The sequence below is a fragment of the Sphingobium sp. genome (genome assembly GCF_049304695.1).
Taxonomy (GTDB): domain Bacteria; phylum Pseudomonadota; class Alphaproteobacteria; order Sphingomonadales; family Sphingomonadaceae; genus Sphingobium.
In genome coordinates this window covers 121436-134334 of the sequence record NZ_JBAQOK010000100.1, presented here as the reverse complement: position 1 = coordinate 134334, position 12899 = coordinate 121436, and the positions used below count along the sequence as shown (strand labels likewise).

At 62.3% G+C, this 12899-nt stretch carries 11 protein-coding genes; 2 read left to right on the top strand and 9 right to left on the bottom strand.

Going from position 1 to position 12899, the window contains the following annotated elements:
- Positions 1-174 precede the first annotated feature (174 nt).
- The gene (locus tag WA070_RS21265; RefSeq protein WP_422635904.1) at positions 175-1050 is read right to left on the bottom strand and encodes a DUF1838 family protein; all 876 of its coding nucleotides are present in this window, start codon (positions 1048-1050) and stop codon (positions 175-177) included.
- A gap of 316 nt (positions 1051-1366) precedes the next feature.
- Between WA070_RS21265 and WA070_RS21260 the strand changes: the two genes are divergently transcribed.
- Both WA070_RS21260 and WA070_RS21255 read left to right on the top strand, forming a co-directional pair.
- A complete protein-coding gene (locus tag WA070_RS21260) occupies positions 1367-2308 on the top strand; it encodes a hydroxymethylglutaryl-CoA lyase (RefSeq protein ID WP_422635903.1) in 942 nt (313 codons plus the stop codon).
- On the top strand, positions 2305-3495 hold the full coding sequence (locus tag WA070_RS21255; protein ID WP_422635902.1) for a CaiB/BaiF CoA transferase family protein: 1191 nt from the start codon (positions 2305-2307) through the stop codon (positions 3493-3495). Before WA070_RS21260 ends, WA070_RS21255 begins: the two co-directional genes overlap by 4 nt.
- A gap of 53 nt (positions 3496-3548) precedes the next feature.
- Here WA070_RS21255 and WA070_RS21250 read toward each other — a convergent pair whose 3' ends face one another.
- The 8 genes from WA070_RS21250 to WA070_RS21215 form a co-directional block, all read right to left on the bottom strand.
- A complete protein-coding gene (locus WA070_RS21250; RefSeq protein WP_422635901.1) occupies positions 3549-4991 on the bottom strand; it encodes an NAD-dependent succinate-semialdehyde dehydrogenase in 1443 nt (480 codons plus the stop codon).
- 80 nt (positions 4992-5071) lie between these two features.
- Positions 5072-6238, bottom strand: a complete 1167-nt coding sequence (locus tag WA070_RS21245) for an alpha/beta hydrolase-fold protein (protein WP_422635900.1) — start codon at positions 6236-6238, stop codon at positions 5072-5074.
- Between the two features lie 3 nt (positions 6239-6241).
- Positions 6242-7627 (bottom strand): MFS transporter, encoded by a 1386-nt coding sequence (locus WA070_RS21240; RefSeq protein ID WP_422635899.1) that lies wholly within the window; start codon positions 7625-7627, stop codon positions 6242-6244.
- Positions 7624-8103, bottom strand: coding sequence for a (2Fe-2S)-binding protein (locus WA070_RS21235; RefSeq protein ID WP_422635898.1), 480 nt, complete (start codon positions 8101-8103; stop codon positions 7624-7626). The genes WA070_RS21240 and WA070_RS21235 overlap by 4 nt, the downstream gene beginning before the upstream one ends.
- Positions 8100-9005 carry a formylglycine-generating enzyme family protein gene (locus tag WA070_RS21230; protein WP_422635897.1) on the bottom strand — a complete coding sequence of 302 codons (906 nt, stop codon included), beginning with the start codon at positions 9003-9005 and terminating at the stop codon, positions 8100-8102. The genes WA070_RS21235 and WA070_RS21230 overlap by 4 nt, the downstream gene beginning before the upstream one ends.
- Positions 9002-11185, bottom strand: a complete 2184-nt coding sequence (locus tag WA070_RS21225) for a molybdopterin cofactor-binding domain-containing protein (RefSeq protein ID WP_422635896.1) — start codon at positions 11183-11185, stop codon at positions 9002-9004. Before WA070_RS21225 ends, WA070_RS21230 begins: the two co-directional genes overlap by 4 nt.
- A gap of 7 nt (positions 11186-11192) precedes the next feature.
- A complete protein-coding gene (locus tag WA070_RS21220) occupies positions 11193-11585 on the bottom strand; it encodes a c-type cytochrome (protein ID WP_422635895.1) in 393 nt (130 codons plus the stop codon).
- Positions 11582-12781, bottom strand: a complete 1200-nt coding sequence (locus tag WA070_RS21215) for an FAD-dependent oxidoreductase (RefSeq protein WP_422635894.1) — start codon at positions 12779-12781, stop codon at positions 11582-11584. Before WA070_RS21215 ends, WA070_RS21220 begins: the two co-directional genes overlap by 4 nt.
- Between the last annotated feature and the right edge of the window lie 118 nt (positions 12782-12899).

Genomic DNA, 12899 nt, shown 5'->3' with positions numbered 1-12899 from the left:
GGTCCACACTCAGATTCGGTCAATAACAAAAATGCAAAGAACAAACGTTTTTCCAACCAACGTCATAAAAATATACCCAAAAACGCCATATCCCACACCCGCTCCCCATGCCATTCAAGATGCGCGCCCCGACCTGACAGTCGGCTCCCCAGCCCAAGCCGGGGAGAAGATGCCTTACGCCGTGCGATCGAGCGCCGCGACCGGATCAGCCGCAATGTCGGGGAAATTGTCCTTGAGCATCTGGCGCCAGTCCGCCGGCAAATCTTCGAACCGGCTGACCTTACCGCCATTGCCAAACAGCGCCAGATGTCCGGCACGATCGCCCATTTTTATCCAGGACGGCCAGCTGCGAACATCGTTCGCCTGCAACCTGGCGTTGACCGTTGGCACCGACGGATCGAGCACGATCGCACTCGGCCCGGACAGCGTGCTGACTTCGTTGAGCATCGACACCGAACCATCGGGCGCAGTCACGCGGGAATGGGACCGGTCACGCAGAACGATCTCGCTACCCAGGGCAAAAGCGCGCACCGCAGGATGGGTATGCTCGTACTTGGTCCCGTTCGGCAGATTCGAAATCTGCACTTCATTGTCGCGCGTCACCAGCAGCCGATTTGGTCCTTGCGGCTTGACCACGACAGGCACCGTTTCCCCTGTCACCGGATTGCGGAATTTGGTCAGCCGCTCGCCGCTATTCACATCGGTGCGGAAACTGATTTCCAGGTCGATGAGGTCGAACCCGCCGTCAGGGCGCTGCGTCACACGAGAAATGGCGCCAAGATTGATCGCATACATCGGGATGAGGTTGCCATCGATCACGGCCATATATGGCCCCTTGACCCACGAATAGAGCAGACCCGAGTCGGTACGGTAGCGCAGTTTACGGTAGATCAACCGCCCGTCTTCAGCGTTGTTGGGGTCGAGCATCCGCTGGCTCACCGAACCATGCGCAGGCACAGCCGCAAGAGCCGCCGCGCCCAGCCCTAACGCCAGCGCATGACGCCGACCCACCATAGGGACGGGCATATTTTCCTGTTGTGGACCGGACATCAGACAAACCCTTTTTGATCACGAGGAACGCGGCCCTGGCCACGCCCCCTGAAATAGGGTCGCAGATCGATGAGCCTAGCGTTTGCGAAACAAGATGGAGATGATGCATGTTGGCAATGTCGATGGAAAGACTATCCGACAAATGGAGAGGGCCAGATCAAGGACAAAACCCACTCCTCACTCGCCTCCCCTTTCCCCGAAGCGCGATCAATAAGTTGCGAATCGATGTATCCAACCTGGAGGCCGTCTATTTCTTTGCAATCTGGCGTCCGCTGTAAAAGTCGATGCCGCATAAAGGCCGGAGTACCGCAAGCTCATGTATCCAGACACGGTTGAACTGGTCGAAGTTTCCGCGCGCGATGGCCTGCAAAATGAGAATATGGTCTTTCCGACCGAGCGCAAGATTGCCCTGATCCGGCACATGATCGCCGCCGGGGCAAAGCGGTTGGAAGTGGCTAGTTTCGTGCGGGCCGATCGGGTGCCGCAGATGGCCGATGCCGAAGCGGTGATCGCGGGGCTTAGCGCATTGCCCGAAGACATTGTGACCATTGGCCTTGTCATGAACAAGCGTGGTGCGCTGCGTGCGCTTGAAACGGCCATTCGCCAGATTGGCGCGGTGTGCGTGGCCAGCGACAGCTTCGCCCAGCGCAACCAGGGGCAGACATCGATGGAATCGGTGGACGTCGCGATTGACATCATCCGCCTGGCTCGCGCCGAAGGTCGCAGCGCGCAGGTGACGATCGGCGCAGCCTTTGGCTGTCCATTCGAAGGGGAAGTTGATCCCGCCCATGTCGTTGCCATGGCGGAACGCTTGGCGGAGGCGGAACCATCCGAAATCGCGCTTGCCGACACGATCGGCGTCGCAGTGCCGCAGCATGTATCGGATCTGGTGTCGAAGGTGCGTGAGGCGATCCACCCGATCCCGGTTCGCGTTCACCTGCACAATACGCGCAACACCGGCATCGCCAATGCGTGGGCTGCGGTGCAGGCAGGTGCCGCGACGCTGGACAGCGCGCTGGGCGGCATCGGCGGCTGCCCCTTTGCCCCTGCCGCGACCGGCAACATCGCGACGGAAGATCTGCTCTACATGCTCGACCGATCGGGCATGGCGACTGGCTTTGACCTGACGCGGACGATCGAGGCCGCGCAGTGGCTTTCGACCCAGATGGAACGCGGCCTGCCCGCCATGGTGAGCCGCGCGGGTCCGTTTCCTTGCTCCGCCCTTCAACCCACCAAGATGACGAAAGACGGCATATGACGAACAATGGCGCCCTCGCTAGCATTCGCGTGATCGAAATGGGGCAATTGATCGCCGGACCCTTTTGCGGCCAGTTGCTGGGCGACATGGGCGCGGAAGTCATCAAGGTCGAACCGCCCAAGCAGGGCGATCCCATGCGCGTTTGGGGCCATGGCGACGCCAAATTATGGTGGGAAGTGGTCGCCCGCAACAAGAAGTCCGTCTCAGCGAACCTGCGAATCCCTGAGGGACAGGATATCGTGCGGCGGCTGGCGGCGACGGCCGACATATTGATCGAGAATTTCAAACCCGGCACACTGGAAAAATGGGGACTTGGTCCCGATGCCTTGCATGCGATCAACCCGCGCCTCATCATTGTGCGCGTATCGGGCTATGGCCAGACCGGTCCCTATGCGTCGCGCGCAGGCTTCGGCGGGATCGGCGAAGCAATGGGTGGGTGGCGCTATATCGTCGGCGACGCAGACCGCGCACCCAGCCGGATGGGCGTGTCGATCGGCGACAGTCTGGCCGCGACCTATGGCTGCATGGGTGCATTGGCGGCGCTGCATGCGCGCGAGCGCACCGGCAAGGGCCAGGTGATCGACAGCGCGCTCTATGAGGCGGTGTTGCAGGTCATGGAAAGTCTGGTCCCCGAATATATGGTGTCTGACCATGTCCGCCAGCGCACCGGGTCCGTGCTGGAGGGGATTGCGCCGTCCAACGTCTATCCCTGCATCGACGGCGAATATCTGATCGGCGCGAATCAGGATGCGATTTTCGGCCGACTGTGCAAGGCGATGGGCCAACCCGAACTGGCCACTGACCCCCGCTACGCCACCCATGTCGCGCGCGGAGAGAGGCAGCATGAGTTGGACATACTGATCGCGGATTGGACGCGAACGCTGACCGTTGAGAGCCTGGAAGCGCTGATGATCGCGCACAGCATCCCTGCAGGAAAGATCTATCGCGCGGCGGAGATGCTGGACGATCCACATTTCGCGGCGCGCGAAGCGCTGGTGGAAGTAAACAGCCCGCGCTGGGGACCGTTCAAGATGCAGAACAGCTTCCCCAAATTCTCCGATACGCAAGGCGGTATCCGCAGCCTGGCCCCGCAGGAAATCGGCCAGCATAACGACGAGATCTATCGCGACCTGCTGGGCATGGACGAAGCGGAGATTGCGCGGCTCAAGGCTATCGATGCGATCTAAGGGGAGGTAACGGGAGGGTGCGGCCTCTCCGCACCCCTACCCGGCGTGGACGATCAGATACCCATGCAGAGATATTTGATTTCCATATAATCATCCAATCCATGGCGCGACCCTTCGCGCCCCAGACCCGATTGCTTCACCCCGCCGAACGGCGCGACCTCTGTGGAGATCAGCCCCGTATTGATCCCGACGATCCCGGCCTCCAGCGCTTCGGCTACACGCCAGACACGCGACAGATCGCGGCTGTAGAAATAGCTGGCCAGGCCAAATTCGCTATCATTCGCCTGAGCTATCGCTTCGGCCTCATCGGAAAAGCGAATGACGCCTGCCAACGGCCCGAATGTTTCCTCGGTCGCTATTTTCATGTCCGCCGTCACGCCGGACAGAACGGTTGGCGTAAAATAGGTGCCGCCGAGCGGGCTGCGTTCGCCACCTGCAACCACAGTCGCGCCTTTGGCCAGTGCATCGGCGACATGCTCCTCCACCTTGGCGACGGCGGCGGCGTCGATCAGCGGGCCGGTGTCCACGCCATCTTCCATACCGTTCCCCAGCCTTAATGCATTCGTGCGCTTGGCCAGCTTGGCGACGAAATCGTCATAGACGCCGTCCTGCACATAAAAGCGGTTGGTGCAGACGCATGTCTGGCCAGCGTTGCGGAATTTGGACGCGATCGCGCCTTCGACCGCAGCATCGACATCGGCATCGTCGAAAACCAGAAATGGCGCATTGCCACCCAGTTCGAGGCTGAGTTTCTTGATCGTGTCGGCCGACTGACGCATCAGTTCGCGCCCGACCTCGGTCGAGCCGGTGAAGCTGATCTTGCGCACGACGGGGCTGGCGGTCAGCGCGCCACCGATGGCTCTGGCGCTGCCCGTCAGGACGTTGAACACGCCCTTGGGCATGCCTGCCCGCTCCGCCAGCACGGCCAGCGCCAGTGCTGAGAAGGGCGTTTGCGATGCGGGCTTGAGAACGACGGTGCAGCCTGCGGCCAGTGCCGGACCGATTTTCCGCGTAATCATCGCGGCGGGGAAATTCCATGGTGTGATCGCACCGACAACGCCGATCGGCTGTTTCAAGCATATGATGCGGCGATCGGCAGCATGACCGGGAACGACTTCGCCATATGCACGCTTGGCTTCTTCTGCGAACCATTCGATGAAGCTGGCGGCATAGGCGATTTCGCCTTTCGCCTCAGCCAGCGGCTTGCCCTGTTCGCGCGTCAACAATTCGCCCAGCGCATCCTGATTGGCCATCATCAGGTCGAAGAAGCGACGCAATATGGTCGAGCGATCCTTGGCCGTCCGGGCCGCCCATGCGGGCATGGCAGCCTGAGCCGCAGCGATGGCACGGTCGGTTTCGGGCGCGCCCATATTAGGCACCGTGCCGATCCGATCGCCGGTCGCGGGGTTAGTCACGTCCAGCGTACCGCCATCGTCTGCCGCGACCCACGCGCCGTCGATATAGGCGGATTGCTTCAGGAAATCTGTGAAGGGCATGGTATCATCCTATGCAGGCAATGAAAGACGCGGCGGCAGAGCAGCCTCGCGCCGTTAACGATCAAAGGTCGCTCGCGGGTTCAGCGAAACAGTAGCGGCGCAAATTCACGCAGATAGTCGCGCCAGTTGGGCCAGTCATGGCCACCGGTGCTTTCGCGATAGATGTAGCGGATATGATAATCGTCCATCAGCTTCCGCGTGGGCGCGGACATAGCGTAGAGGAAATCGTCGCGTCCAAATCCGTAAAATACCGGCGCTTTCACTGCGGCACGCGCCTTTAACGCTGCGTCATGCGCAGCGCGATAGGCATCGATCTGCGCGCCCGGCGTCAGGCCGATGCTGAAGATGCCGATTGGTCCGAACAGATCAGGCCGCGCCAACCCGAAATGGATGGTATGCGCGCCACCCATCGACAGCCCGGCCATTGCCCGGTGGGCTGGTCCTTTCAATGTGCGGAAATGGGTGTCGATGTAGGGAATGAGCGTATCGCTCAGGTCCGCGCCGAAATCTGTGTTGCGCATCCGCTCCACGCCTTCGCGCGCGGGCGTGTGACCAAAGGGCATGACGACGATCATCGGCCTCGCCTTGCTGGTGGCGATCAGATTGTCGAGGATCAGGTGCGCGTGCCCCACCGATGTCCAACTGTCATCGCTGTCGCCCGCGCCATGGACCAGATAGAGCACCGGATAGCGCTTGCTGCCTGACCCTTCATAGCCGGGCGGTATATAGACATGAGCGCGGCGCATGATGCCCATCGCGTCGGAGCGATAATCAACCGTCGATACAAGGCCGTGCGGCACATCGGCGCGCCAGGTCTGAAACGCGGCCTCATCGCCCGGCACCTCCAGCACCGAGCGGACGCCGCGAAAACTCTCGCTAAACTGCATCCCCTGCGGATCGGCCATATCGACGCCATCCACGTTGAAGGCGAAGCGATAGGGACCAGGCTTCACCGGTGTATCGATCCGGGCGGACCAATAGCCCTGCGCATCCCTGGCCATCGGCAGACCGGCGGGTTTGCCGTCAAGGCCGGTAGGGACCAAGGGCAGTTCGCTACTGCTCAGCTTAACGGCCTGCGCGCGGGGGGCACACAGGCGAAACAGGATGTGGCGGTCTGCTCCGACCTCCACGGAATCATATTCCAGTCGGCGCTGAAGTGCCGTCGTTTCCACGCATGCTGGCTGGGGCGCGGCCTGCGCGATGGCCGGCACCATGGCGATGAGGGCTGCGACCAGAAGCAGGCGCATCGATCAGAAACCCGCCGGTTCGGGATCGATCACCGCCGGGGCGGGCTGGCGTCCGCCCAGCGTGTAGAACCAGATGCAGAGCGCGTTCAGCAGGAACAGTCCGACAGGAATCAGGGCATAGCAAATATACAGGGCGTGGACTGCCGACTCCGGTTGTTCCACGAGCGCGCCGTTGCGAGTCGGCACATAATTGGCGACCTTGAGGTAGATGCCGACGACCACGACACCCCCTGCAAAGGCGATCTTCTCGATCATCGCGATGACGCTGGACAGCAGCCCTTCACGCCCCTGCCCCGTCAGTTCGCGATCATAGGCCATGGTGTCGCCCAGCATGGAGATGGACAGCAGAATCATGCCGCCGGACCCGAAACCGAATATCACGCCACGGATCAAAAGTTCCGCAGTCGTCACGTCCTTGCCAGTCAACAGCCAACTGACCGACACGGCGCACATGACGGCAATACCCACCAGATAGGCGTTGCGCTTGCCAAAGCGGCGTTCCAGCCACAGCCACAGCGGCATGGAGGCAGCGACCACCAGATTGGCACTCATCGAATAGATCATCTGGCCGGTATAGCCCACGCCCAGAACGTTCAGCATGAACAGGAGCGTCGTCGTCGCAGTGCTGGCGAAAGCGAGAAACTGAAAGATCTTCGCGCCCACCAGCAGCATGAACGGTCGGTTGCGCAGCAGCAGGCGTATCTGCCCCGCATCGGCATGGATTTCAGGCCGCGTCGCTTCCAGCTGGCGCGCCTTGGCGGTGCCAAAGAAGCAGGCCGCCATGGCCGAAAAGATGATGAGCGCCATCACCACACCCATCACCATATAGCCTGTCCGGCCACCGCCGCCCGCCGAAATGATGCTGGCGGTTGCGGCGACGGCCAGCAACTGGCCGATCGACACGAACACCGTGCGGAACGAAAGAAGCCGCGATCGTTCATAGCGCGACGCCGTCATTTCCGACGGCATCGTCATATAGGGCACGTTGAACAGGGTATAGCCGGTCGAATAGAGGACGAGCGCTGCCAGCATATAGAGGGTGATCGCGCCGTCGCTCATTTCCGGCGGCGCGAAGATCATCAGGAACGACAGGGCGGACACCAGCGCACCGGCCAGCAGATAGGGACGACGGCGGCCCCAGCGGCTGCGAGTCCGATCACTCATCATTCCGACAGCGATATCCGCCAACACGTCGTATAATTTGGAGATCATCAGCAGATAACCAGCAATCTCGGGCGACTTGCCAAGGACCGTCGAACAAAATGCCGGGAAGTAGGCGGTCACGGTATTGAGCATGATCGACACGCCGACTGTCCCGACGCCAAAGCCCAGGCAGAGTTTTACCGGTAACCGGTCCGCCGCTGCCCCGTTCATCGTCGCGCTGGTCATCGTGGATCTCCCGGAGAGGATGAAAGGGTCGCGGCCGCGCGATGGATCGCGCGGCGGATGCGGGGATAGGTGCCACAACGGCAGATATTGGTGATCTGCTCGTCAATGTCGGCGTCGGTCGGCTTGGGTGTCGTCGCCAGCATCGCCGCGACGGCCATGACCATGCCGGGCTGGCAATAACCGCATTGCGGCACCTGCTCAGCGACCCAGGCCGCCTGGACGGCATGCTCGCCAGATGCCGGGACCAGTCCTTCGATCGTGGTGATCCTGGCCTCCCCAATGTCGCCAACGCCAACCGAGCAGCTACGCACCGCGACGCCATCGGCGTGGACGGTGCAGGCGCCACAAATGCCGACGCCGCACCCGAATTTCGTGCCTTTGAGGCCAACCTCGTCTCGGATCGCCCATAAAAGCGGCGTGTCCGCCGGAACATCGACCTGACGCACAACGCCGTTCACGGTCAGGCTGATGCTCATGGCAGGTCCATCGCAATGCGTAGGCCGAACAGCTGGCTCACCCGGTCGACCGGGTCACGCCCCCGGAACGTCGGACGCGCGCGGGTGACGTTGGTCGCCCAGCTCGCACCGCGTACCGAACGCCGATCGCAGGTGCCCGCTTCATAAGGCCGCTCATCCACCGCCGCTGCAGGATAGGGCATGACATAACAATCCTGCGTCCAGGTCCACACATTGCCGATCATGTCGCGAATGCCAAAGCCGTTGGGCGCGAAGCTGCCGACCGGGGCCAGCGTGGCATAACCATCCGAACAGCTATTGGCCTTGCCCTCCACAACGGCGCTTGGCGCGGCGCTGGCGTCGAGCAGATTGGCATAGCGGCAGGCCTCCGCCGGATTGTCACCCCATGGGTAGAGCGACTTCGCGCCCGCGCGCGCCACATATTCCCATTCCGCTTCGCTCAGCAAACGATAGGGCTTGCCAGTCTTCTTTGCGATCCACGCCACATAAGCGGTCGCGTCCCGCCAGTCGATGCAGACAACCGGATCATTGGCGCGGGGCGCGCGACCCAGCGCGGGATCGGCCCAGCCTACCCCTTTGGCTACCGCATAGGTGCCGTTCCGCGGCAGGATGCAGTCGGTTGCAGCCTTATGCCCCGTCGCCTTTACGAAGGCCGCGAACTGGGCATAGGTGACCGGCACGACGCCAATGGCAAAGCCCTTGCGGATCGTGACGTCATGCACCGGACCTTCATAGCGTTCCGGCTCACCGCCATCCGCGCCCATGGTGAAACGGCCCGGCGCGACGACGACCATCTGCGAACAGTCGGCGCAATCACGGAAGGTCGATCCGGGCTTTGCCGTTGCGGCCTGAGCCGGGGCCAGCCCCAACATGATAAAAAGAGCGAGAGCCAAGAATTTCATGCAGTCACCTCGAAACCGGCGTCGATGATCGGGAGGGCGCGGATGCGGCGGCCCGTTGCGGCATGGATCGCACTGCACAAAGCGGGCGCGATGGCGGGCACGCCCGCTTCGCCGACGCCGCCTACCGGCGCGTCGCTGGAAACCAGATGCACCTCGATCCGGGGTGCAGAGCGCATCAGCAGCACGGGATAATCACCGAAACTGCCCTCGACCACGGCGCCATCCTTGAGCGTGATCTTGCCGAACAGCGCGGCGGACAGGCCGAAAACGGCTGCGCCTTCCAGCTGCGATATGATATTGTCGGGCGCGATCTGCTGTCCGCAATCGAAGGCGCAGACGATGCGATCGACGCGCAGCGCCTTGTCCTCGACCGCGACCTCTACCACCATGGCACAGCGCGAACCCCAGCCAGTGGCCAGCGCGATACCGCGCCCATGTCCCTTGGGCATCGGTTTGCCCCAGTCGGCCTTTTCGCCGACATGCTTCAACACGGCATGGGTGCGGGGATCGTCCTTTGCGATGGCAAGGCGATATTCCAGCGGATCGCGCTTCAGCCTGGTCGCGATTTCGTCGATGATCGCTTCGGAGAAAAAGCCGTTCTGCGATCCCGAAACGGAGCGCCAGTAACCAGTGCGAACCGGCCCGTCGATCTCCACCGCATCAATGCGCTGCACGCCCAAATCATAGTCGGGGGACAACAGTCCTCCTGCGACCGCACCATCGGCAAAGCCGGGGAAGCGGAATTGTGACATGGTGGACAGAGGCTGCCCCGAAATGCGACCGCGCATCGCCGCGATACTGCCGTCCGCCGCGACGCCTGCCTTCAGGCGCGCCGCAAAAGCGGGCCGGTAAAAATCGTTGCGCATATCTTCATCGCGCGGCCAGATGAGCATGACCGGTCGCCCCGGCACCGCCATGGCGAGGCGCACGGCCTGATGCACAAAATCGCGCTCATTCTTGCGCCCGAAACCCCCGCCCAGATAAGTGCGATTGACCGTGATCGCCTTTGCAGGCAGGCCCGTGATATCGGCCAGTTCGGGCGCGACGACATCCGCGCACTGGAGCGGCCCCCAGATTTCACAGGAATCGGCGCGCACCACAGCCGTGCAGCAGAGCGGCTCCAGCGCAGCATGGGCAAGATAGGGCACTTCATAGGTCGCCTCGACCTTTATCGGCGCAGCCGCCAACGCTGCATCGACGGCTTGGCTGCTTTCGCCAAGGACGGTCTTTTGCCCTTCGAATGCGATCGGGAACGGCAACCAGCCTTCGCTGCGATCCAGTCCGGCGACGATCCGCTGGCGGAGCGTGGCGCTGTCGATGCGGGGACCGGGTTGCGCAGCGACATCCAGCGCCAGCGCGCCTTTCTGCGCCTGCCAGTAGCGGTCCGCGATCACGCCCACGGCATTGCCGACTGGCACGACCTTGAGAACCCCCGCTATGGCAAGCGCGGGTTCGGGCGCTACCGGAGCCAGCGTGCCGCCTGCGACGGGAACATGGCGCACGGCGGCGTAGAGCATGTCGGGCAGGACCAAATCCATGCCGAACAGAGCGGTGCCATTGACCTTCGCAGGGATATCCTTGCGCGGGAAATTACCGCCGATCAGGCGAAACTTCGCAGCATCCTTGAGCGGTACGATCGCAGGGACCGGCAGCTTCGCAGCGTCGGCCGCGACATCGCCATAGCCGAGCGTGCGACCGGTGCTGCCGTGGGTCAGCCGACCATCCTGCGTCGTGATCGTGGCGGGATCGACGCCCCAGCGGGTTGCAGCAGCCATCACCAGCATGGCCCGCGCGCTGGCTCCCACTTGTCGCAAAATATCATAATAGCTGGTGACGCCATCGCTGTTGGCGCTGCGCTGGCGCTTGTTGCGTGCAACGAATGCCGGGCTTGCCCCCGACAAACGCACCGTGACACGGCTCCAGTCCGCGTCCAGTTCCTCCGCCACGATACGCGGCAGGGCGTCGGCGACCCCCTGCCCCATTTCCGCGCCGGGTGTCACGATCTCCACGTCGCCACCAGCCGTTATGCTAACATAGGCGTTGAGTGCGCCGTTCGATGCCTGCGCTTCTATGCGTCCCGGCGCACCCAGCGCTACGCCGACCGCCAGTCCCCCGCCAAGCGCCAGAAACCCCCGACGATTGAAAGACACGACACGATCGGCAGGAAGGGCGTCGCGCATCTGCGGATTATTTCGCGGCGTCGCGAAGATAGGCGACGATCGCCCGGCGGGAATCGGCGTTGGCCACCCCGCCAAACGCCATGCGGTTCCCCGGCACGACCGCCTGCGGCTTGGCGATGAAGGCGTCGAGCTTCTTATCGTCCCAGACGAAGCCTGCTTTCGTCAGAGCGGGAGAATAGGCAAAGCCTGGGCGCGATCCAGCCTTTGCCCCGAACAGGCCGTTGAGATTGGGACCAACCTTGTTCGCCGCGCCTTTGGCTACGCTGTGGCAGGCGGTGCATTGCAAAAACAGCATCTTGCCCTTCGCCGCATCGGGGGATGGAGCAGCCAGTGCAGGGGCAGCAAGCAGGCTGGCAGTCAGCAGGCTGGCAGTCAGCAGGATCGTTGCACGTATCATCATAGGATCGAGGCCTCATGCGCCAGAGAATGGAACATTGATTGCGTCAGCAGATATTCGCGGCGGGCCGCGTCATCGCCAGCCAGTTTTTCCAGATAGGCTTCGCGATCGGCAAAATTCTCGCTCATCGCTTTCTTGTTGGCGATCGTCTGTGTCTGAACGAAGCTGTTGGTGACGGTGCGCCGCTGGCGGTCGTACCGGCCCAGCTGTTCGTCGGGGTCCGCGCCCTCCAGCAGGATCGCTTCCAGCTTCTGCGACAGGCTCCAGGCATCGTGAATGCCCGAATTCATGCCAAAGCCGCCAAGCGGATTATTGAGATGCGCGGCGTCGCCTGCCAATATCACCCGTCCCTCGCGGAAGCTTTTGGCCACGCGCTGATGCACGCGATAGACGGTGCGATGCTCCGTCTTGATGATCGGCGCATCGGGGCCGAGCAGATCGGCAAACACCTTGTCCTTGCGCGCGTCGCTCAGCACGTCGGCGGAACTGGCGTCGTCCGCCTGCGGCAACAGGATGCGCCACAGGCCCGGTACGCGCAGCAACACGCACCAGTTGGGCGGATCGGCGACATAGTTGACGTCCGATAGCCAGGGCAGATGCTTTTCAATGGGATAAGCCGTCGAAAGAGTCAGGAAACTTTCGGGATAGGTAAAACCGTCAAATTCGACTCCCAGCCATTTGCGGACCATGGAATTGGCGCCATCGGCCCCGACCAGATAGTCGGCCGTATAGGTTTTAAGGTCGAATGGCCCTTCCGCTGTCGCCGTCACGCCATTTTCGTCCTGAACCAGATGGACCAGCCGACGCGAAAATTCGACGTCCGCATTGGGCATCGCCGCCAGCCGTTCCGCCACCAGGCGTGTGAGTTTGAACTGTTCGCATTGCAGCCGGTATGGGAATTGCGTGACATCCCCCAACTCGCTGAGGCTGAGCGAGAAGCTCTTTTCCGTGCTACGATTATGGTAGGTATAGGTCGGCGCCTTCAGCCCCTGCTGTTCCAGAACCGGCAACAGCCCCAGCTTGTCCATCATCTCCAGCGTCGGCGGATGAAAGGTGGAGGCGCGCATGTCTTCAAGACAGGTCGCCGCGCCTTCCAACACGCGCACGCTGATCCCTTTCGACGCCAGTGCAAATGCCAGCACCATGCCCGAAGGACCGCCGCCTGCAATCAGCACCTGCACATGATCGGCGCGGCTCATGCCTCCGCCCCCAGCAGCGCCGTGTCAGGCGTTCCCCAATACGCCGTTCCCCCGGCTATCATGTGAAATTCGGCTGTCATGCCCGCTCCCTGTGAATTCATCGGGATAAGGGTAGGCG